Annotated in this window: 20 protein-coding genes; 14 read left to right on the forward strand and 6 right to left on the reverse strand. The window is 36.0% G+C overall.

The window, feature by feature from the left end:
- Positions 1-180 precede the first annotated feature (180 nt).
- The gene (gene calY / locus BPMYX0001_RS05835) at positions 181-774 is read left to right on the forward strand and encodes a biofilm matrix protein CalY (RefSeq protein ID WP_003196030.1); all 594 of its coding nucleotides are present in this window, start codon (positions 181-183) and stop codon (positions 772-774) included.
- A 96-nt stretch (positions 775-870) separates the two neighbouring features.
- Here the strand turns inward: calY and BPMYX0001_RS05840 are convergent, their stop codons facing one another.
- The gene (locus tag BPMYX0001_RS05840) at positions 871-1,194 is read right to left on the reverse strand and encodes a helix-turn-helix domain-containing protein (protein ID WP_003196031.1); all 324 of its coding nucleotides are present in this window, start codon (positions 1,192-1,194) and stop codon (positions 871-873) included.
- An 82-nt stretch (positions 1,195-1,276) separates the two neighbouring features.
- Entirely contained in the window at positions 1,277-1,408 is a 132-nt protein-coding gene (locus BPMYX0001_RS05845; RefSeq protein ID WP_003196032.1) for an anti-repressor SinI family protein, read from the reverse strand.
- 367 nt (positions 1,409-1,775) lie between these two features.
- Between BPMYX0001_RS05845 and BPMYX0001_RS05850 the strand changes: the two genes are divergently transcribed.
- From BPMYX0001_RS05850 to BPMYX0001_RS05900, 11 genes are all read left to right on the forward strand, one after another.
- On the forward strand, positions 1,776-4,163 hold the full coding sequence (locus tag BPMYX0001_RS05850; RefSeq protein WP_006094074.1) for an immune inhibitor A domain-containing protein: 2,388 nt from the start codon (positions 1,776-1,778) through the stop codon (positions 4,161-4,163).
- A 328-nt stretch (positions 4,164-4,491) separates the two neighbouring features.
- Complete coding sequence (locus BPMYX0001_RS05855; protein ID WP_006094075.1) at positions 4,492-5,859, forward strand: aldehyde dehydrogenase; 1,368 nt, start codon at positions 4,492-4,494, stop codon at positions 5,857-5,859.
- A 235-nt stretch (positions 5,860-6,094) separates the two neighbouring features.
- The gene (gene potA / locus BPMYX0001_RS05860; protein ID WP_006094076.1) at positions 6,095-7,078 is read left to right on the forward strand and encodes a spermidine/putrescine ABC transporter ATP-binding protein PotA; all 984 of its coding nucleotides are present in this window, start codon (positions 6,095-6,097) and stop codon (positions 7,076-7,078) included.
- Positions 7,075-7,920 carry a spermidine/putrescine ABC transporter permease PotB gene (gene potB / locus BPMYX0001_RS05865; RefSeq protein WP_018764143.1) on the forward strand — a complete coding sequence of 282 codons (846 nt, stop codon included), beginning with the start codon at positions 7,075-7,077 and terminating at the stop codon, positions 7,918-7,920. Before potA ends, potB begins: the two co-directional genes overlap by 4 nt.
- A 6-nt stretch (positions 7,921-7,926) precedes the next feature.
- A complete protein-coding gene (gene potC / locus BPMYX0001_RS05870; protein ID WP_003206425.1) occupies positions 7,927-8,727 on the forward strand; it encodes a spermidine/putrescine ABC transporter permease PotC in 801 nt (266 codons plus the stop codon).
- A 35-nt stretch (positions 8,728-8,762) separates the two neighbouring features.
- A complete protein-coding gene (locus tag BPMYX0001_RS05875; protein ID WP_003196038.1) occupies positions 8,763-9,812 on the forward strand; it encodes a polyamine ABC transporter substrate-binding protein in 1,050 nt (349 codons plus the stop codon).
- A gap of 225 nt (positions 9,813-10,037) precedes the next feature.
- Positions 10,038-10,685 (forward strand): phosphatase PAP2 family protein, encoded by a 648-nt coding sequence (locus tag BPMYX0001_RS05880; RefSeq protein ID WP_006094077.1) that lies wholly within the window; start codon positions 10,038-10,040, stop codon positions 10,683-10,685.
- Between the two features lie 324 nt (positions 10,686-11,009).
- Positions 11,010-13,205 carry an MMPL family transporter gene (locus tag BPMYX0001_RS05885; protein ID WP_006094078.1) on the forward strand — a complete coding sequence of 732 codons (2,196 nt, stop codon included), beginning with the start codon at positions 11,010-11,012 and terminating at the stop codon, positions 13,203-13,205.
- Between the two features lie 283 nt (positions 13,206-13,488).
- Entirely contained in the window at positions 13,489-13,905 is a 417-nt protein-coding gene (locus tag BPMYX0001_RS05890) for a hypothetical protein (protein ID WP_003206419.1), read from the forward strand.
- A 100-nt stretch (positions 13,906-14,005) separates the two neighbouring features.
- A complete protein-coding gene (locus BPMYX0001_RS05895) occupies positions 14,006-14,929 on the forward strand; it encodes an RluA family pseudouridine synthase (protein WP_003196042.1) in 924 nt (307 codons plus the stop codon).
- 90 nt (positions 14,930-15,019) lie between these two features.
- Complete coding sequence (locus BPMYX0001_RS05900) at positions 15,020-15,625, forward strand: DUF1648 domain-containing protein (RefSeq protein WP_018764147.1); 606 nt, start codon at positions 15,020-15,022, stop codon at positions 15,623-15,625.
- 367 nt (positions 15,626-15,992) lie between these two features.
- On the opposite strand, the gene BPMYX0001_RS05905 is transcribed toward BPMYX0001_RS05900, so the two are convergent.
- The 4 genes from BPMYX0001_RS05905 to BPMYX0001_RS05920 all read right to left on the reverse strand — a co-directional run bounded on the left by BPMYX0001_RS05905 (position 15,993) and on the right by BPMYX0001_RS05920 (position 21,324).
- Positions 15,993-16,835 carry a CAP domain-containing protein gene (locus BPMYX0001_RS05905; RefSeq protein WP_006094079.1) on the reverse strand — a complete coding sequence of 281 codons (843 nt, stop codon included), beginning with the start codon at positions 16,833-16,835 and terminating at the stop codon, positions 15,993-15,995.
- Between the two features lie 458 nt (positions 16,836-17,293).
- Positions 17,294-18,622: a (Fe-S)-binding protein gene (locus tag BPMYX0001_RS05910; protein WP_033798750.1), complete on the reverse strand. Its 1,329-nt coding sequence runs from the start codon at positions 18,620-18,622 to the stop codon at positions 17,294-17,296.
- Positions 18,619-20,031, reverse strand: a complete 1,413-nt coding sequence (gene glcD, locus BPMYX0001_RS05915; protein WP_006094081.1) for a glycolate oxidase subunit GlcD — start codon at positions 20,029-20,031, stop codon at positions 18,619-18,621. The genes BPMYX0001_RS05910 and glcD overlap by 4 nt, the downstream gene beginning before the upstream one ends.
- Positions 20,032-20,208: 177 nt before the next feature.
- Positions 20,209-21,324 (reverse strand): CdaR family transcriptional regulator, encoded by a 1,116-nt coding sequence (locus BPMYX0001_RS05920; RefSeq protein WP_006094082.1) that lies wholly within the window; start codon positions 21,322-21,324, stop codon positions 20,209-20,211.
- Between the two features lie 137 nt (positions 21,325-21,461).
- Between BPMYX0001_RS05920 and BPMYX0001_RS05925 the strand changes: the two genes are divergently transcribed.
- Together BPMYX0001_RS05925 and BPMYX0001_RS05930 are read left to right on the forward strand one after the other, a co-directional pair.
- A complete protein-coding gene (locus BPMYX0001_RS05925; RefSeq protein ID WP_033798751.1) occupies positions 21,462-22,433 on the forward strand; it encodes a YncE family protein in 972 nt (323 codons plus the stop codon).
- On the forward strand, positions 22,430-23,104 hold the full coding sequence (locus BPMYX0001_RS05930) for a response regulator transcription factor (protein ID WP_018781063.1): 675 nt from the start codon (positions 22,430-22,432) through the stop codon (positions 23,102-23,104). The genes BPMYX0001_RS05925 and BPMYX0001_RS05930 overlap by 4 nt, the downstream gene beginning before the upstream one ends.

The raw sequence follows: 23,104 nt of genomic DNA on the forward strand, positions 1-23,104 counted from the left end.
AGTTGCAATTACACCTCTACGTTCTTTATAATGAACATAAGGTAGCTTTTAAAGAACAGATAAATTCAAGGGGTATTGTACATACATTGGCCGTAGAAAAATAACAGGCGTTCTATTGGTTATACCTCTTATCCTACATTAAGAGATAACAATAAAAAAAATAGCTAGGGGGAATTTACAGTGAGTTTAAAGAAAAAATTAGGTATGGGAGTCGCTTCAGCGGCATTGGGATTATCTTTAATCGGTGGAGGAACATTCGCTTACTTTAGTGACAAAGAAGTATCGAACAATACGTTTGCAGCGGGTACATTAGATCTTACTTTGGACCCTCAAACAATTGTAGATATTAAGGACCTTAAACCAGGCGATTCTGTTAAGAAAGAATTCTTATTAAAGAACAGCGGCACGTTAGCAATTAAAGATGTTAAATTAGCAACGAAATATTCAGTTACAGATGCGAAAGGCGATAACGCTGGGGAAGATTTCGGTAAGCATATTAAAGTGAAATTTATTTGGAACTGGGATAAACAAAGCGAGCCTGTATATGAAACAACATTAGCAGACTTACAAAATGCTGATCCAGATCTTCTAGCAAAAGACATCTTTGCTCCAGAGTGGGGTGAAAAGGGTGGCTTAGAAGCTGGAACAGAAGACTACCTATGGGTACAATTTGTATTTGAAGAAAATGGTCAAGATCAAAATAAATTCCAAGGCGATAAATTAAACTTAGAATGGACATTCAATGCAAACCAAACTGAAGGCGAAGAGAGATAATCAATAAGGAAATAACAGACAAAAAAGCGGGGATTCCCCGCTTTTTTTGTAACTAAAAAAAGAGTGCCCCCCAGTATGCACTTCTTTTCGTATATATTATTTCTGATTTCTCTTCCATTTTGTAAACTCTAAAAATTCACGAAATTGTTCTTTTGATACACCGGAGTTCATGGCTTCTTTGACGAGATGTGTCCATTCCGAATCCAATTGATTTTCGGATGGTATTTCGTCATGAAGGAGCGTATCCACGGGAATTTGCAGAACATTAGCAATTTTTTCAAGAAATTGAATGGAAGGGTTCTTTTGTAAATTACGTTCAATGGAACTAATATAAGACTTTGCAACACCTGCTTTTTCAGCAAGTTCTGTTAAAGAAATCCCTCTTTGCAACCGAAGGCGTTTTATACGTTCTCCTATCATCTTTGTGCACCTTTCTGTAAGTATGTAGTCGGCTTATGATGTCATTATTATAACACAAATTTCGTTAAAAAGAACGCCTCTGCTAGTTTCTGGTAGGCTGGTTCATACGTTGGAAAAAGTGTTCGATATCTTGAATAGCAATCCCAGCATCTAAAGCTTCAAGCATTAAATCAATCCAATCCTGATCTAGCGTATCTGCCTTTTCTTTGTACAAAGTGTATTCCTCCCTAATATGTAATGAATCGTACAAAATAAACAACCTTTTAAACACATTATAATATTTCGAAAAGTTAATTTGGTAAAAATAATGTTAATTTATTGTATATTTTGTAGGTAAAATCAATAAAAAGTTATTGTTTTGTCATTCTATAAAGAAATTGTAATAGTTTTATCAAAAATTATCAATATCTTCAGAAATAACTGATATATGGAGAAATATTTTTGTGGAAAACATGTAATTTTTACAAAAATGTTACAAAAGTTACAAAATAGCACAAAATCAAACAAAATATTGAAAAATTACTGAATTTTTATTATTATCTAAATATTGGTACATATTTTATTGGGGGAGGAAAAAAGGGATGAAAAAGAAACCGTTTAAAGTGTTATCAACACTTGCTGTAGCAGCTGTTCTTAGTTGCTCATTTGGGGCTGGTAGCCAGTCTGTTTATGCAGAAACACCTGCAAAAACAGTACCTACAAGTCCAATTGATGATCATTTAATTCCAGAAGAGCGCTTAGCTAATGCTCTTAAAAACCGAGGAGTGATTGATTCATCAGCTTCAAATGAAGAAACAAAGAAAGCTGTCGAAAAGTATGTAGAGAAAAAGAAGGGTGACAAACCTGGAAAAGAAGAAACAACTGGGGATTCTGTTACAAAAGAAGCGTCTGATTTCCTGAAGAAGGTTAAAGATGCAAAGGCAGATACAAAAGAAAAATTAGAAACACCAGCAAATGGTAATGGAGCTGGAGCAGTTCCCGCTAAAGGCGCATTAAATGGTAAAGTGCCAACTACTTCTGCAAAGGCAAAAGAGTATAATGGAAACGTTCGTAAAGACAAAGTACTTGTTTTACTTGTAGAGTATGCTGACTTCAAACATAACAATATTGATAAAGAACCTGGTTATATGTATTCTAGTGATTTTAACCAAGAACATTATCAAAAAATGTTATTTGGTGACGAACCATTTGCATTAGATGATGGAAGCAAAATTGAAACATTTAAGAAGTATTATGAGGAACAATCTGGCGGTAGCTATACAGTAGATGGAACAGTTACAAAGTGGTTAACAGTTCCAGGAAAAGCTGCTGATTACGGCGCAGATGCTGGAGATGGTCATGATAATAAAGGACCACTAGGACCTCGTGACCTGATCAAAGATGCATTAAAAGCAGCGGTAGATAGCGGTCTTGATTTATCAGAATTCGATCAATTTGATCAATATGATGTAAATAAAGATGGCAATCAAAATCAACCAGATGGCTTGATTGACCACTTAATGGTTATCCATGCTGGTGTTGGACAAGAAGCTGGTGGTGGCAAATTGGGTGATGATGCAATTTGGTCACATCGTTGGACAGTTGGTCAAAAACCATATGAAATAGAAGGTACAAAATCAAAAGTACCATACTGGAATGGGAAAATGGCAGCGTTTGACTACACAATTGAACCAGAAGATGGAGCAGTTGGTGTATTCGCGCATGAGTATGGTCATGATTTAGGTCTTCCAGATGAGTATGATACAAAATATTCTGGCGGCGGCGAGCCAGTTCAGTCATGGTCTATTATGAGTGGCGGTAGCTGGGCAGGTAAAATTGCTGGAACAACGCCAACAAGTTTCTCTCCGCAAAACAAAGAGTTCTTCCAAAAAACAATTGGTGGAAACTGGGCGAATATTGTGGAATTAGATTATGATAAGTTAAACCGAGGAATTGGTTATGCAACATACTTAGATCAAAGCGTAACAAAAACGGATCGCCCAGGTCTGATCCGTGTTAATTTACCGGATAAAGATGTAAAAGGAATTCAGCCTGCGTTTGGTAAGAAGTACTACTATAGTACAAAAGGTGATGATCTTCATACAACATTAGAAACACCTTTATTTGATTTAACAAATGCAACAAATGCAAAGTTTGATTACAAATCATTATATGAAATTGAAACAGACTATGATCTCTTAGAAGTACATGCAGTAGCAGAAGATGGGTCGAAAACATTAATCGATACAATTGGTAATAAAAATGTAAAAGGTGGTGCAGATACCACTCTTGGAAAATGGGTAGACAAATCTTATGATTTAAGCCAATTTAAAGGTAAGAAAGTGAAGCTTGTATTTGAATATATTACTGATGGTGGTTTAGCATTAGATGGATTTACTCTTGATAATGCAACATTAACAGTAGATGGTAATGTTGTATTCTCTGATGATGCAGAAGGTACACCAAAATTCAAACTAGATGGCTTCGTTGCTTCTACTGGAATTGAAAAGAAAAAGCACAACTACTATGTAGAGTGGAGAAACTCTGCTGGTGCTGATGAAGCGTTAAAATATGCTCGCGGTCCAGTATATAACACAGGTATGGTTGTATGGTATGCAGACTCAAGCTATACAGATAACTGGGTTGGCGTGCATCCAGGATACGGATTCCTTGGTGTAGTTGATTCTCATCCTGAAGCAATTGCAGGAACTTTAAATGGTAAGCCAACATTTAAAGATAGCACACGTTATCAAATTGCTGATGCAGCGTTCTCTTTCGATCAAACACCAGCATGGAAAGTTGTATCACCAACTCGTGGAACATTTGAATACAGTGGACTACCAGGTGTTGCGAAGTTCGACGATTCTAAAGCTTATATTAATAAGCAAATTCCAGATGCAGGACGCATTTTACCAAAACTTGGCCTGAAATTTGAAGTAGTTGGCCAATCGGATGATAAGTCTGCAGGTGCAGTTCGCTTATATCGTTAATTTATGAAGAAGCTGTTGAAGGTTTTCCTTTCAACAGCTTTTTTTATGAGCAAATGTATTTTATATGAAATGCAAACTCGTATATAATTAAACTTTAAGAATAGGAAAATGTTAAGTAAAAGGTGGAATATATATTGAAGAATCAATATACAACCTTTTTTTAAGGTGGTAGAGAGGATCCGTCCAAGCATAGAAGCGGTCAGATCTTTTTCCTGCCCCATGCCAAGTGAAAACAAAGAGAGAAAATGAGTGTAGGTCACTTTTTGTTTTCATAACAGTAATGTATATGTTGAAATGGCAATGTAAATATAGAAGGTGGGGATAGTAGATGGATATCACTTCTATTGTGAACGAGCAAAAGTCATATTTTTATAAAGGTCACACAAGAAATATAGAAGAAAGAAAGCAACATTTAAAAAGATTATATGAAGGGATTCAGCGTTTTGAATCTGATATTTTTCAAGCGTTAAAATTGGATCTAAATAAATCAGATCATGAATCATTTACGACAGAGGTTGGATACGTATTAAAGGAAATTTCATTTTTAGTGAAACATCTTTCTTCATGGAGTAAGCCGAAGCGCGTTCGTACCGCACTTACACATGTTGGTTCGAAAGGAAAAGTGGTTCCAGAGCCTTATGGTGTTACCCTTGTAATGGCTCCGTGGAATTATCCCTTTCAACTTGCGGTTGCACCCCTTGTAGGGGCAATAGCCGCTGGAAACACGGTTGTATTAAAGCCGTCAGAATTGACACCTAATGTTTCTAGTCTTCTTGCAAATATGTTACAAGAGTTATTTCCGGCTGAACTTGTTGCGGTTGTTGAAGGCGGTATTGAGGAGAGTACAGCACTGTTAAAAGAGCCGTTTGATTATATTTTTTTCACCGGTAGCGTTGGAGTGGGTAAAATTGTTATGGAGGCGGCAGCTAAAAGTTTGATTCCCCTTACGTTAGAGCTTGGTGGAAAGAGCCCATGTATTGTGCATAATGATGCAAAGTTAGAAATAGCAGCAAGGCGCATAGTTTGGGGGAAATTCTTGAATGCGGGACAAACATGTGTTGCACCTGATTACATATATGTTCATTCTTCTGTAAAAGAACAATTTATTGAAGCACTACGAATTGAAATTAAAAATCAATATGGCGAAAAACCACTGCAAAATGAAAATTACGTTCGGATTGTCAGTAAACGTCATTTTGAAAGATTATGTTCTTTCTTACAAGATGGTAGGGTTGAAATTGGTGGGAAATATAATGAGGAAACTCTGCATATTGAGCCTAGTATTATAACGAATATTACATGGCAGGATTCCGTTATGGAAGATGAAATTTTCGGTCCGATTTTGCCGATTATAGAGTATGAGAAAATAGAAGACATCGTGGAAAGAATTCAGCGACAACCTAAATCATTAGCTTTATATGTATTTTCAGAGAGTAAAGAAATTCAAAGACAAATTACACGTAATGTCTCATATGGCGGTGGGTGTATAAATGACGTTGTATATCATCTTGCTACGCCATATCTACCCTTTGGTGGTGTTGGGAGCAGTGGATTAGGAAGTTATCATGGAAAACAAAGTTTTCGCACATTTTCACACTATAAAAGCATTTTATCCCAATCTACAGTATTTGATATGAAAATTCGTTATTCTTCTACAAAAAGTGCTTTAAAATTCATACGAAAGTTGTTAAAATGATGATGGTGTTTATCAGTAGGCGTAGCCGTATGATAAAAACCCCTTCTCGCCTGAAGGGGTTTTTCTGTTCGACATATGTATCATGCGAAAATGAATCAAACATACTACATAAAGAATAGATAAGGACGCTGTTAAACAATCGTTTTTGTTTGGATCGAAACAAAAGAATTGATAGAAAACTAATATTTATTCATGAATATAAAGATTAAAAATTTGAGGTAGATAGGACGGGAAAATGAAAAAGATTATTAAAGTTGAAGCAGTAGAAAAACATTTTGGAGATCAAGTGATTATACCACCACTTTCTTTAGATATTAAAGAAGGAGAATTTTTAACAATTCTTGGACCGAGTGGGTGTGGGAAAACAACGTTACTTCGTATGATTGCAGGTTTTGAAACTCCTACAAAAGGGAATCTCTTACTTGATGAGGATAGAATTAACGATTTACCACCTTATAAGCGTCATATGAACCTAGTGTTCCAGCATTATGCATTATTTCCACATATGACGGTGGAGAAAAATATTTGTTTTGGTATGAAGATGCAAAAAGTATCAGCGGCAGAACAAAAAGAACGTGCAGAAGAAGCGATGCGCTTAACGCAGCTCCTTGAATTCCGTAATCGTAAGCCTGCAAAACTTTCTGGTGGACAACAACAGCGTGTTGCAATTGCAAGAGCAATCGTAAATAATCCGCGTGTGTTATTACTGGATGAACCACTTGGAGCGCTTGATTTTAAGTTGAGAAAAGATTTGCAGCGTGAATTGAAAAATTTGCAGCGTAATTTAGGAATTACGTTCATTTATGTAACACACGATCAAGAAGAAGCAATGAGTATGAGTGATCGAATTGTTGTTATGAATAAAGGACATATTGAGCAAATCGGAACGCCAAAGGAAATTTATAAAGAACCGAAAACGTTGTTTGTTGCGACGTTCATTGGTGAAAATAATATTATAAAAAATGGGGAAAGCTACGTAGCAGTGCGCCCTGAAAATGTAAAAATACGTTCGGTTGAGCAACCGATTTTAAAAGAATACCATCTTGGGCATATTGAAGATGTTGAATTTGTTGGAAATATGGAAAAGCTTTATGTACGCGATGAAAAAACATCAGAACTATTAATGGCATATCAAACTGCCGAAGAAGCAGCGCAGTGGAGTATCGGTGATAATGTATATGTAGGCTGGGAGCAAGAGGATGAGGTGACCTTAAATTGAAAAAAGGGAAACTACTCGCATTACCTACAGTTACATGGTTGCTAATCTTCTTTTTATTTCCGCTTGTATTCGTATTAGCATTTGCGTTCTTACAGCGTGGAGCATACGGGACAGTGGAAATGCAATTTACATTAGATAATATATCGCGCGTGTTTGATCCGTTGTATATGAATACATTATGGGAAACAGTGAAAATTGCAGTTATTACAACAGTACTTTGCTTACTCATTGGTTATCCATTTGCATATACAATTACAATTGTTGATCGTAAATATCGTTCTATTCTTCTATTATTAGCAACGATTCCGTTTTGGATTAACTTTCTTGTGCGCTCATATGCATGGATTGTTATTTTACGTTCACAAGGTCTTGTAAATACATTATTGCTGAAGTTAGGCATTATTAATGAACCTTTAAATTTATTATATAATACACCATCTGTAATATTAGGAATGGTATATTCTTTACTTCCATTTATGATTTTACCAGTGTATGCAGCGATTGAGCAGCTTGATAAACGTAAGTTAGAAGCAGCATATGATCTAGGGGCAACACCAATGAAGGCATTTTGGAATGTGACATTGCCAATGACGATGTCAGGGGTCGCTACTGGTTCGATTCTAGTATTTGTTTCATCTATCGGAATGTTTGTTGTATCAGACGTCATGGGTGGATCAAAAGTAGCATTGATCGGAAACGTGATTCAAAACCAATTCTTAGGTGCGCGTGACTGGCCATTTGGATCTGCATTATCAATTATTGTTGTTCTGTTCTCTGTTCTGTTAATTTACTTATATTATCGTGCGACGAAAGTATATAAATACGGAAACGGAGGGGAATAGACAAAGATGAAGAAGTTTTTAGTATCTTATTCTTGGTTGATTTTATTGTTCTTGTATTTTCCAATGATGGTTCTAATGGTATATTCTTTTAACGATTCGCGTATTAACGCAGAATGGGAAGGATTTACCTTCCATTGGTATACAGATTTGTTTCAAAAGCAAGATGTCATTGATGCATTTGTAAATAGTATTACAATTGCAATCGTGACGACAGTTGTGACAACGGTTCTTGGCGTGATTTTTGCTGTTGCATTACATCGTTATAAATATCGTTTTGAAGGAGCAATTAATGGTCTTGTATATTTACCGATTCTAATTCCGGATATCTTAATGGGATTATCATTACTCATTTTATTTAGTCAAATTGGGATGGAACTTGGACAAGTTACCATTATTATTGCACATATTACATTTAGTATTTCGTTTGTTGTTGTGATTTTAGCAGCACGTCTTTCTGGTATGGGACGTGATTTAGAAGAAGCGGCGAATGATTTAGGTGCAACCCCATGGCAAACGTTTCGTTATGTAACGTTTCCAGGAATTGCACCTGGGGTTATTTCAGCGGCATTATTAACATTTACATTATCAATCGATGATTTTGTGATTAGTTTCTTCGTGTCTGGACCAGGATCAACAACATTGCCATTATATATTTACAGTATGGTGAAACGCGGAGTAACACCTGAAATTAATGCTCTTTCTACAATATTAATTGTTGTTATTGTTGGATTAATGGTTGCATCGGAAATATTCCGTAATAAAGGTGCAGATGGTGAAGAAAACTCTGGAGGACATCTTCCATTATAAGAGAGAATTACAAAGAACGAGGAGGCAATGAATCGATGAAATGGATGAAAACAATAGCTGGTGCAGCAATTAGCTTTAGCCTTGTTGCCGGTGTACTTGCTGGCTGTGGTGAAAAGAAAGAGGAGCTAAATATTTATAGCTGGGCTGATAACTTTGATGAGCAAGTGTTAAAGGATTTTGAAAAAAAATATAACGTGAAAATTAACTATGATAAATACGCAAGTAACGAAGAAATGCTTGCGAAATTACAAGCTGGTGGTGCAAAATATGATTTAATTCAACCGTCAGATTACATGGTTAAAACGATGGCAAAAATGGATTTATTAGAGCCATTGGACAAGAAGAACATTCCAAATGTAAAAAATCTTGTTTCAAATTTTAAAACACCTTCATTTGATCCAGAGAATAAATACTCGCTTGTATACACTTGGGGTGTAACAGGAATTGCTTACAATAAAAAGTATGTAAAAGAAGCGCCAACAAGTTGGAGCGACTTATGGAATGAGAAATATAAAGGACATGTTACTTTATTAAATGATTCTCGTGAAGTGTTAGGAGTGGGTCTGAAAAAGAATGGATTTTCAAACAGCACACAAAATGATGCAGAGTTAAAGACAGCAGCTGCTGACTTGCAAAAATTACTTCCTAACTTACTTGCATTTGATACAGATAATATTAAACAAAAGTTTATTACAGAGGATGCTTGGATTGGAACAGTCTGGTCTGGAGATGCAGCGTTCATTGCAAAAGATAATAAAGATGTAGAGTATGTTGTTCCAAAAGAAGGCGGTACAATTTGGGCGGATACATTAGCAATTCCAAAAGGTGCGAAACATAAAGATCTTGCCGAGAAGTTTATGAACTACTTAATGGATGAAAAAGTAAGTGTAAAAAACTATGAATCCATTGGATATAGTAATCCAAATGAAAAAGCATGGGAACTTCACAGTAAAGAGTATCGTGATAATCATATGATTTTCTTATCGAAAGACGAATTAGCTCGTACAGAGTGGCTTGTTGATGTAGACAATAAATTAAAAGAGTATGATCGTTACTGGACAGAGTTAAAAACAAAAGGAAAATAGAAACAGAGAACTGAATCTTTTAGGTGGGAGAGAGGGTACGGCCGGGCATAGAAGCGGTCGGATCCTTTTTTCGCCCCATGCCGCGTGAAAACAAAGGGAGAAAATGAGTGGAGATTCCTTTTTATTTTCATAGCCGCGATTTATGTGTTGGAAAAACAAACTGGATATATAATAAAATGCGGTTTCTAAATAGGAACCGCATTTTTTCATAATAGGAGGAAAAATTTGAAACGAAAATTACATCGATATGGGCTTGCTTGTATTCTCTTGTTGTTTGCTGCATTTGCTCTCATTGCTTGGAGAGTACAAGCAGATGGTGTAACAACACTTGATATATATGTGAAAGATCTTGTAAGAGGATTACAAACAGAAAGTTCACTTGTGTTTTTTACATATTTTACAAAAATGGGATCTGCAATTGGGATTATAAGCACGCTTATTCTTAGTCTGTTCGTGTTTTGGAAGAAACGTTACTATGCCGCGATGATTGTGTATCCTACGGCCGTGTTAATGACACATCTTGTGAATAAAGGAATAAAAGAAATGATGAAAAGAGATCGTCCGAGCTTAAATGAAGCGCTTGATGCCCTTGGATATAGTTTTCCGAGCGGCCATGCTATGCTATCAATGATTACGTATGGATTTCTTGCTTATATCATTGCTGCAAACGTAAAAAATGTGGCTGGGAAAGTTGTTATTACGATTGCGATGGCATTGCTAATCATATGGATTGGATTAAGTAGGATTATTTTATCTGTACATTATCCGACTGATATTTTAGCTGGCTATTGTTTAAGTGGTATGGCATTAATTATCGCTATTTATTTTCATCGCTTATTTTCGGAGCGATTTGGAACGAATCAAGAGAGATGAGACACGTCCGAAAAGGCTCAGATTACTGGGTTTTTCGGACGTTTTTTTTCATACCAAATTCTCTAATTGATTATGGTAATATGTGCTAAAATATATATAAATCCAAATGAAAAAACCGACATAAACCATTTTTTAGGTGGAAGAGAAGATCCGTCCGTGGATAGAAGCGGTCAGATCCTTTTTCAGCCCCATGCCAAATGAAAACAGAAAGAGAAAACAAGTAGCGGTCACTTTTTGTTCTTCGTCGCAGCAACTTATATGTCGAAAAATTAAAATGGATTTATATAGAAAGATTCACTAATTATATAAAGTAGGTGAAGATGTGTGAAGACAAATGTACATAAAATAGATAAATGGGGGAATTTCGGTAGTTTTCTTTATCAACTTCGCTATACAGTCATAATTACATTAGTTGTGTTAGCGATAGCACTCGGCATTTTCGCACCAAAACTTCCAGGGGTATTAGGGGGCGATGGTTTCCAAACAAAAGGAGACTATCAAACGACAAAAGCAATTTTAGATAAAGATTTTAAACAGTCTCAAGATACGCTCCTTCTTGTTTTCCAGAAGAACAAAGGAATTTCAAAAGAGGATTTTCAAAAAAGAATCGAAGACATTACAACAAGAATTCAAACGAAAGAAACGTATGATTCATTCCATCATCCATTAGAAAATAAAGAAATGTTACAAGACGATATTGCGTATGCGACAATTTTATTTTCCGGGAAAACAAGTAAAGAACGGAATGAAAAGACATTACAATTTGCAAAAGAAATAGAAAAGGAAAGTAACGATACTTTGAAAGTATCACCAACAGGTTTTCCAAAGATTAATGAAGAAATTAATGAGCGGACACAAAATGATTTGAAAGTAGCAGAAATGATCGGATTGCCAATTGCCTTTCTTGTACTACTATTTTCATTCGGTAGCTTGCTTGCTTCCATCTTGCCGATTTTAAATGGGGCCCTGAGTGTTATTAGTACAATGGGCATTTTATATTTTATTGGTGTAGATAAAGAGTTATCTATTTTTGTATTAAATGTTGCACCTATGATTGGGCTTGCGCTATCAATTGACTTTGCATTGCTGTTTGTGAATCGGTTTCGAGAGGAAGTGGCATATCGGACAGTAAAAGAGGCGATAGCTGTCACATATCAAACAGCGGGGCGTGCTATTGTATTTTCAGGGTTATGTGTTTTTGTTGGTTTATCCGGTTTGTTTTTCTTTGAAATTGATTATATTCAGTCTGTTGCGATTAGCGGGATGATTGTTGTTGTAATGAGTATGTTATTTTCACTTACACTTCTTCCGGCATTGTTATCGTTAATAGGGAAGCGAATCTTGAAAAGGGATCAAACTGCACCTCGCACTTCAAATATGTGGCGTAAGTTCGCTCAATTTGTTATGAAGCATCCTATTATGATGATTATCGTTGTTACATTGTTTATTATTGTCTGTTTGTTGCCGCTCCGTACTGCTAATCTGCAATTTCCTGGTGTAGAAGCATTGCCAGAGAAAAGTGATACACGAATTGCATATGAAAGGTATGAAGAGTCATTTAACAAAATTGTAAAAACACATGCTGATGTTACACTAGTACTAGAGATGAAAAGTAATGTCATAGAGAAAGAAAATTTACAGAAGTTAGAAGATGTTATTCAAAAACTGAAAAAAGATAAGCGTGTATATAAAGTAAAAGGTCTATATGACGAACTAAACGGTATGAAACCTGAACAGCTTGCTACATTGTTACAATCCCCACAGCGTACGCAAGTGGAACCTATACTGGAAGCATATACAAAAGGAAATAAAACAACTCTTCAAATTTCCTTGGATACAAAGCCGAGAACGGAAACTGCGAAGCAATGGGTTCGTGATTTTAAAGACACGTATAAAGATGACAGTATTACGTATTATTTAGGTGGTATGACAACATTTCAACAAGAGTTAGAGGATGAAATTAAAGATAAAGTTGTGGTTGGGATGTCTGTCATTTTCGGTTCCACTTTCTTTATTTTGCTCTTTGCATTCCGATCTATACTTATTCCAATTAAGGCCATTGTGATGAATGTACTTAGTTTAAGCGCAACCATTGGTATTGTGATTTGGCTATTTGAAGGTGGGCATTTTGGATTGGAAGAAAGTTCAGTTTTATTCGTGTTACCAATCTTTATATTCGGCCTTGTGTTCGGTTTAAGTATGGATTATGAAGTATTTCTTATTTCTCGTATTCATGAATTGTATGAAGAGACAGGAGATAATGATACGGCAACGTTAGAAGGACTTGTATCAACGAGTCGTATCATTACATCAGCTGCTCTCATTATGATTGTTGTAACAGGAGCATTTGCATTTACTGATATTTTACCAGTAAAGCAAATGGGACTCGGTGTGGCACTTGCTATTTTTCTTGATGCAACAATAATTCGACTTATGCTTGTACCAAGTTTAATGAAAATGTTCGGAGATTGGAACTGGTGGCTGCCGTTCCGAAAGAAAAAAGTAAAATCATCGGATTAAAAAAGCGCTCATCTTGTAGAGAGACCACTGAAAAACGGAAGTTTTTCAGTGGTCTTTTTTGATCCGCCATTCTTTCCATATATATTCATTTTGATTTACTGACATATCAATCGTAGATATGAACACAAAAGTGGTTCTTCTCTCATTTCCTCTCTCACCCAAAAAGAAAAGTTTTTTAGCAGTTTCTCTTATAGGATGAGCGCTTTTTTTTTATGAATAGCATTACCCTCTTTTTGCAAATAGTATGTGGTAAGAACAATACATATAAAAGCAGGTGAAGACAATGTTTCGCTATTTTAAATTTAAGTTAAATGATACTGTACAGTTTGCAGAAAATGATGGGCACATGTATCGCATTGTCGGCTATAGACTAGAAAAAGGGTTTTACCCAAAAGATGAATGGACTCATATTATTTATGAATTACTGAGGGAATTTGATGGGTACACAATGGATGCTGAAGAAGAGGAACTTGTGAAAGTAATTCAAGTGGAGGAAGAATATTATAAAATACATGAGATGTCCGGTTATCGGTACCCGGTGAAAATGAAATCGAAGCCAAAAGTTTCTCAGGAAGAAACGATAGATGATTTATTAGATGCTTACAATGACTACAAGCGATTAGCAGATTTTTTTAAAGATTTATCTTATGAGCAAAAAGCAGAACAAATGTTACGAGAAATGAAGAAATTACGTGCTTAGAGGGCAGTCTATGCAATAGACTGTCTTTTGCTTTAAACAATGCATAATGAATCATTTTCCGTTACAATAGTAGAATCAATAGAAATAAGGTGGATAAAGCATGGAAATGAAACGAAAGGGAGAATGGTGCGAAATTACGGTTCCTGCTAAATGGAGCGGTATCAGCATTGATTCTTTGTTAAAAGAAGAATGGGGCGTCCCAAAAAAACTATTACATCAACTTCGTATGGAAAAAGGTATCATCGTCAATGGAGAACGAAAACGATGGAGTGAACCTTTAGCAGAAGGAGATAAATTGCAAGTTCATATGTTTATCCAGGAAGAATATGGTGTCCAGCCGGAGTTCGGTGATTTAGAAGTGATATTTGAAGACGATCACGTATTAATTGTAAATAAACCTGCGCATATGGATACGCATCCTTCTAGCAAAGGTGGAACAGGAACACTTGCAAACCTTGTTGCTTTTCATTTACAAATGCAAGGTGTGGAGACGAAAGTACGGCATATTCATCGATTAGATAAAGATACAACGGGTGGCGTTGTATTTGCAAAGCATGGGATAGCTGGTGCTATTATGGATCGGTTATTAATGGAGCGTAACATTAAAAGAACGTATTTGGCATTGGTGGAAGGGAAAGTAAAAAAGAAGCAAGGGATAATTGACGCAGCGATTGGAAGAGATCGACATCATGCAACAAGACGCCGAGTTTCTTTAAAAGGCGATCAAGCGGTAACGCATTATCGGGTAGAGAAATATTTTAAGCATCAAGATGTAACGCTTGTAACGTTACAATTAGAGACAGGAAAAACACATCAAATTCGCGTTCATATGAGTCATAGTGGTCATCCACTAATTGGTGATACGTTATATGGTGGACAATCCACATATATGTCAAGTCAAGCCTTACATGCTATGCGGATTGCATTTTTACATCCAATTACAAAAGAAGAGATAACAGTAGAGGTTCCACTTCCTAGCTATTTAAATAACATCATGAAATCTTTCCAAACGTCGAACAAGTAAAGTTTTTCTGTTTAGTTGAGAAAGATATTTTTTGCAGGAAATTTTTTGTGAAAATCGAAGCCGTAAATAGAAAAGAGAGGTGAAGATTACTTGGTAAGATATAAATATATTATGGGTATATTTTTTGCTGGCCTTCTATTTACGTTGTTTCTATATCCAAATTTACCGAATTATCTAGCGGTGCACTGGAATCAGAATGGTGAACCAAATGAATATGCGAGGAAGCAAGTGGTGGTATTATTTATTCCTTATCTTATTGTTTTTTTTCATGGTCTGTTGTATATAATCTCACGTTACGTATATAAGTTTAATGAGAATGACCACTATATTGTGATGAGATTTAAAGAGAATGTATCGCTATTTTTATTATTTATTCATATGTTTATTCTTGCTATTGGCACTGGAATAGATATACCATTTCAAACGGGTCTTATAATAGGGATTAGCGCGTTTCTTTTTATGGTTAGTAAAGGATTTAAAAAAGGAAGAAAAAAAGAAGAGGAGCCGATTGTGTTACAGAAAATACGTTTGTTTAGTCAGCGTATTTTTCAATACATGTCGCTTATCATATTAATTTGTTTGTTTTTGAAACTACAATGGGGATTGTATCTACTAATCGGTGTGATTAGCTGTGGGTCTATTGCTTTTATGTGTTGTATTTTGTATTCATATATACTAGAAAATTATGAAACATAAAGTAAAACTTTAATCAGTGGGAGCTTCTTTATCCCCCTCCGCTGATTATCGGCCCTCACCAATCGGGCTTTTCCGGGCAGTTGATCCCAAAACCTAACGTCTTGTTTTCGCTGAATTTTGAGGTGGGGGTCTTACTGCTCGCGAATAGAGGGAAAAAGGAGTCTTCTATAATAGGAGACTCCTTATATATATAAATCCATTTTGATTTTCCAATATATAAGTCGCGGCTATGAAGACCAAAAGGAGACCTGCACCCATTGTCTCCTTTTGGTTTCACATGGCATGGGACAGAAAAAGGATCTGACCGCTTCTATGTGCGGCCAGATCCTCTCTCTCCCTCTAAAAAGAAAGGTTTTAATTCATATACTTACTTCGTAATAAATTGTTGTGTCCAGTAGTTTCCACTTTCAACATAACCAACACCGATGTGAGTGTAACCGCTATTTAAAATATTTGCACGGTGACCTTCACTATTCATCCAAGCTTGTACAACTTCTTCTGGTGTACGTTGGCCTTGTGCGATGTTTTCACCTGCAGATTTATAAGAAATACCGAACTTCTTCATCATATCGAATGGAGATCCGTATGTTGGGCTATTATGATCGAAGTAGTTATTTTTTTGCATATCTTCAGATTTAGCACGTGCAACTTTACTTAATTCAGCGTCAACTTTTAATGCTGGTAAGCCTTGTTTTGCACGCTCAGCATTTGTTAATTCAACAACGCGTTGTTCAAATTCGCTTAAAGAGCCTTTTGCTTCTTCAGCTGGCTTATTTTCAGCCGGTTTTTGTGCTTCATTGTTATTAGTATTGTTATTAGTATTGTTGTTGTTGTTGTTGTTGTTGTTTTCAGCCGGCTTTTGAGCCTCTGGTTTTGCTGTTTCTTCAGCCGGTTTTTGTTCTACCGGTTTAGTAGTTTCTGGTTTAGTAACCTCTGGTGTAGTAGGTACGTTTGGTTGCTGACCAGGAATGAAGCAGTTCCCTTGTTGGAATTTTACTTGATTCCATTGTGCTAGAGAGTTAATTCCCATAGATTGTAAGTATTTTTGTAATTCTTGTTGATTCATATGTTGCATAAAGACTTTGGAATGTTGAATATTCTGAACCTTTATTGTGGATGATTGTACCGTTGCTGCCTCGGCACTAAGAGTAGATGCTCCGAATGTAAATGCAGTTGCTGCTGCTACAGATAATAAAACACGCTTTTTCATGATATGTGTCCCCCTATGTAAAAGTTTTTTAACTGTTCTCACACAGATTTATTTTTGACAGCCTGTCCGACTGACAAATTCATCGTAGCATACAAATTGCCGGAAAAAAGATGGAAAAAAATACATAGACTATAAAATTACCTATTTTATCCTAGATTTAAATAAGAGATGAAATGCGAGAAAACTAGATTGTAAAAGGAAATTTCAGCATTTTTTGCCTTGCTTATAAAGGTGATATTTTGGGTGAAATTACCTATTTAGGAAAGATGAAAACCATTCACATCAAGGGTTTTACCACTTTTTTGAGGAATATAATGGATGCTTTTTTACGAAGTTGTAATCTTTTTGTTGTTCTTTTTTTATAGACGGTAACATATTTTTAATCTTGTAGCGAATAAAAAAGCGGCTATCTCTTTACATAGAAGAAAGAGATAGCCGTTTTCACATTGTTACATATATTACAAGTTTGATTCAATTGCTTCTAATAATAAATCTACAATATGAATACCTCTCATTTTATGAGAAAGCTTTTCACGTTCAATGCCGAGTTTCATTTGTAGTAAGCACCCTGGATTTGCAGTGACAATTATTGTTGCATCGGTTTCATGAACACGTTCCATTTTGTAATCTAAAAATTCCATGGATAATTCCGAATGTACAATATTATAAATACCAGCAGAACCACAGCAACGATCCGCTTCTTTCATTTCACGATATGTCACACCTTGAATTGCTTGTAAGAGCATACGAGGTTGAGAAGATGTCCGCATGACATTACGCAAGTGACAAGAGTCTTGATACGTAATAATTTGCGGAGGAAGGCGTAAATCAGTTCGTTTATGAAAATCTAATTCTACTAAAATAGCAGTGATATCTTTTATTTTCGTAACAAATTGTTTTGCGCGTTCTGCCCATTTTGGATCATCTTTTAATAAGTAGTCATAATCTACGAGATACGCGCCACAACCACCGGCGTTTGTAATAATATAATCAATTTTTAAATCTTCAAAGGCTTGGATGTTTCGTTTTGCAAGCTCTTTTGCGCCACTTTTTTCTCCGGCATGACCATGTAGTGCTCCGCAGCAATTTTGTTCTTTTGGAATCACAACATCACAGCCAGCAAGTTGAAGGAGTTTCATCGTAGCGTTGTTTGTTTCCAAAAACATTGTATCCATTAAACAGCCAGTAAAGAAAGCAACACGTTTTTTCTTTGTTGTTTCAGCTGGTAAAAATTCAGGGCGATTTTTCATTTCTTTCATCTTAGGTACTTTTGGTAAGACGAGATCCATTGTTGCGAGTGTTTCTGGGAACAACTTCATAATGCCTGTTTTATGTGTTAACGTTTGTAAGCCAGAGCGTTGATAAAAACCGATTAGTCCTGTTAATGTTCGCATGCGATTTTGGTGAGGGAATAAGCCTTCGAATACAATTTTGCGAACAGCTTTGACGGGCATTGAGAACTTTTTATTTTGATTCATAATATCGCGTGCTTCTTCTAATAAATGTCCGTAATTTACGCCAGATGGGCAAACAGGTTCACAAGCGCGGCACCCAAGGCAAACATTTAATGTATTTTCAATATCTTCATCCGGCTCAATTAATCCATCGACAACGCCCTTCATTAAAGCGATACGACCGCGCGGGGAATGAGACTCTTTATATCCAGATTGAATATAGGTAGGACAAGTTGGTAAACAAAATCCACATCGCATACAGTTTAATAATTCATCTTCATTCAGGCGTTCTTTAAATGCTTTTTGAATCTGTCCCTTATTTAATGTTGTCATCTTTCTACCACCACTCTTTTACGAGAGTCCTTGGCAAACATTTTTCCAGGATTCATAATGTTATGTGGATCGAAAGCTTGCTTAATACCTTTCATAGCAGCGATGCCTTCTTTTCCTAATTTCAACTCTAAATAAGGAGCTTTCATGGCACCAACGCCATGTTCACCTGTAATGGTACCACCAAGTTCAATTGCCTTTTCGAAAATTTCTGCAAAGGCTTGTTCAGCACGGTGCATTTCTTCAGCATTACGAGCATCGGTCATACATGTTGGATGTAAGTTTCCATCACCAGCATGCCCAAATGTACAAATAGAAATATCATATTTTTTAGCGATGGCATTAATTGCTTCAACCATAGGAGCAATTTGAGAACGTGGTACAGTAGCATCTTCTAAAATTGTGGTAGGTTTCAGTCTTGCTAGAGCAGAGAGCGCACTGCGACGCGCTGTACGGAGTGCATCTGCTTCTGTTTCATCCTTTGCAATACGAACATCAACCGCATGCATAGAACGGCAAACTTCAGCCATTTTTTCAATATCGCGGTTCACAACTTCAGGAGAGCCATCTTGTTCGATTAGGAGAATTGCTTTTACATCTGTTGGTAAACCAATCTGTGCAAATTCTTCTACCACTTCAATTGTTGGTTGATCTAAAAATTCAAGTGTTGCTGGAATAATTTTATTGGCAATAATTGCTGATACAGCACGAGCGGCTTCATTGATGTCTTGATATAATGCAAGCATTGTTTTCTTTGTTTCAGGCATTGGAACAAGTTTTAAAATGGCTTCTGTTACAACACCAAGTGTGCCTTCAGAGCCGATGAATAGGCGAGTTAAATCATAGCCAGCTACATCTTTTGCTAATTTACCACCGGTGCGAATGATATCACCATTTGGCAAGACAATCTCAAGGCCCATAACATAATCTCGTGTTACACCGTATTTTAAACCCCGTAAGCCACCGGAATTTTCATTGATATTCCCACCGATTGTAGAAATCTTCATAGAGCTTGGATCTGGTGGATAAAATAGCCCTTTTTCTTCCACTGCTTTAATAATATCAAGTGTAATGACACCAGCTTGCACGGTAATTGTTAAGTTTTCTTCATCTATTTCTAAAATATGATTCATATGGCGGAAGATAAGAACAACTCCGCCTTCAAGTGGACATGTTCCTGCGCAAAGGTTTGTTCCAGAGCCTCGTACGTAAACTGGAACTTTATGATTGTTACATACTTTTAATATTTCAGCTACTTCGTTCGTGTTGCGTGGTGCGACAACCGCATCGGGCATCGCTTGGAAATTTGGAGTTGCATCGTAGCTATAGGTTAAACGTCCCATGTTGGACGTATCTACATTATCTTTGCCAACAATGGATACGAATGAATCAATAATATGTTGTTCTAACATTAGAAAATCCCCCTCAAACTGTTAACTTGTTTATCCTATTCATAAGAGTTTGACTCATTTCATCATTCAGTGACTATTTACTGAATGATGAAAATAAGAATATACACGTTGTAACAGTGTTTTCATTATAATCATAAAAAAGTAGGGGATTTCTTTCTATGTATAATCAACTGAAGATTAATTGTTTTTGCTGTCTTTTTTTGTATGATTATCTAATAAAAGAAGTGCAAAGTATAAAATAATTAAATCTTTAAATTGTTTTGGGTCAAGTCCTGTATAATCTTCTATTTTTTTAAGTCTGTAATGTAATGTATTAATATGAATGTGTAACAGTTCTGCTGTTTGTTTATAGGATTGATTATGATCGATAAATAAGCGTAGTGTTTGCATGAGTTCAGTTGCAGGTAGCAAGTGATAAATGGTGCGTTGAAGAAATTCTTCACGAGTGTTAGCGGTAATATCTTGTAAACACATTTCTAAACGTAAATCTTCATTAAATATAATGCCTTTTGTTTTAAAGGCAACCGAAAGCGCACGCAATGCTTGTTCGTATGATACATGCATTTCATTTGGCATTACTGTTTGTCCAATACCAATATATAGTATAATCGGAAATAAAGATTCACAATCGTGTTTCAATCTCTTTAAAAATTGAAAAGTTCTTTTCTTTGCTTCCATTGTTGTAAATAATATAAAACGGTCATTTCCCCAGCGTACAAATAGTTCTTCTTTAGCTAACAAGTTACGAATATGCTGCCAAATTTTCCGTTGTAGCATTGTATCATCTTGATCAAATGAAAATAAAATAAGTTGTTTTTTCTTATGTAAATCGATACCGAGTGTTTTCGCACGGTCGAGAAAACTAGGAGACCAATCATTGCTTTGCAACCAATCAAAAACAAAAGCTTCATAGGAACGTTGCTCGAGTTCTAGTTGTTCTAAAAAATAATTTTCATGAATTAATAATTCGGTCATTTTTCGTAATATTTCCCCGTATTGTGAAATGTTTTCGGGTTCACCTGTAATGCCAATAACGCCAATTACTTCATCATGGAAAAGGAGAGGCAGATTCATTCCTGCTTTTACCCCTTGTAAATATCGTTCATCTTCTTTTGTAATGATGACAGTTTTCTTTTCTTTCGCACAGCGAAGGGCGCCTTCATGAAATTGTCCAATTCGTGCTGGATTTGTGCTAGCGATAATTGTGCCTTGTATATCAATAATTATAATATTTTCAGTAATTAGCCTTCGAACTTCACGGACAATTTTGTTTGCTAAATCGGGAAAAAGCATAATTTGCACACCTCTATTTCTATTTGTTGTACATTATATATGTAGTTTTATTAAGACTAGGAAGATTTCACACTTTCCTCACAAATATTTGCTATTTTACAATTATAACGAAATCATCTAAAGATGGAGGGAATCTTTTGAAGAAATACTTTTTTCTGCTATGTTTTTTGTTTCTGTTAGCAGGATGTCAGGGGAATTCATATACACCGATTGCTAAAAATAAAAGTATCATCATAACAACAAATATTAAAGAAGGTAGCGTTAGTTTTATTGATGAAAAGTCGAAAAAGACATTAACAACATGGGAATTAAAAGAACCTATTACAGGAATCGTGCTGCTGCCAAGTGGGGAAGACATGCTTGTATATGGTAAGCAGTTAGAATATGCATATATATACTCGTTAACAGAAGGAAACGAAGTGAACAAATGGAAAACGGGAAAAGGAATTACGAATGTCATCGTATCAAATGATGGAAAACAATTATTTATGGCTGATCAAAATGAACAAAAAGTACGATTCTTTACAATAAATGGAAAAGAGACAGAGAGTGTTTCGGTAGGGAAAGGCCCGCTAACAATGGTGCAGAATGATAAACAATTACATGTATTAAATTTTTATGATACACAGTTATCAACAATTGACTTAGACCAAAAGAAAGTTGTGCATTCATTTATGGTACCACCAGCATCAACAGGGGCAATGGTCAGCGCTGATGGAAAGGAAATATGGATTGGTGGACATGGAGATGGGAAGCAAGTGAATGAGAAAGTATTGGTTTATTCTTTAGCAGATGGACAGATGGTTCGCTCTTTACATGCACCATTTATGCCAGTTAGTCTTGCGGGAGATGAAAAATTCGTGTATGCATTAAGTCATGGATCGAATACATTAAGAAAATTTGATGCGCGAACATATCAAGAAGTAGGAGCTCTTGAGGTAGGATCTAATCCATTTGCTTTTTTGAAAAGTGGGAAAGAAGGTTATGTAGCTAGCTATGATAGTAATGAAGTGTATGTAATTGATATTCAGAAAATGAAAGTGAAACAAACGATTGCGGTTGGAAAGGGACCGTTTCAACTTACGCAGCGAGAAGGGAGAGAGAGATGAACAAACATAAAGTATTACTTGTAGATGATGAAAGTGATATGAGACAGCTTGTTGGCATGTATTTAGATAATTTCGGATATGAATGGGGAGAAGCAGAGAACGGAAAAGATGCGCTTCATATGCTTGATACAGATCATTACGATTTTGTTATTTTAGATATTATGATGCCACAGATGGATGGAATTTCAGTCTGTAAAGAAATTCGAAAAACATCGGATGTACCAATTATTTTTTTAACAGCAAAAGGAGAAGAATGGAACCGCGTTAATGGTTTACGGATGGGAGCGGACGATTATATTGTAAAGCCATTTAGTCCAGGTGAGCTCATTGCTCGTATGGAAGCTGTATTAAGAAGATATACGAAGCAAGAACAACAAGAAGAAGAACTTCAATTTGGTCCAATCGTAATTAACGAAAAAAGTCGTCGAATTGAAATAGACGGAGAGCCTATTTCTCTTACTGTAAAAGAGTTTGATCTACTTTATTTTCTTTGCGGGCATAGTGGACAAGTGTTTAGTCGTGAGCAATTACTTGAAAAAGTATGGGGATATGATTACGCAGGAAGTACGAGAACGGTAGATACACATGTGAAAACGATGCGTTTAAAACTTGGAGAAAGTGGAAACTACATTCAAACAGTTTGGGGTGTAGGTTATAAATTTGAGGTGTAA

The sequence above is a fragment of the Bacillus pseudomycoides DSM 12442 genome (assembly GCF_000161455.1).
Taxonomy (GTDB): domain Bacteria; phylum Bacillota; class Bacilli; order Bacillales; family Bacillaceae_G; genus Bacillus_A; species Bacillus_A pseudomycoides.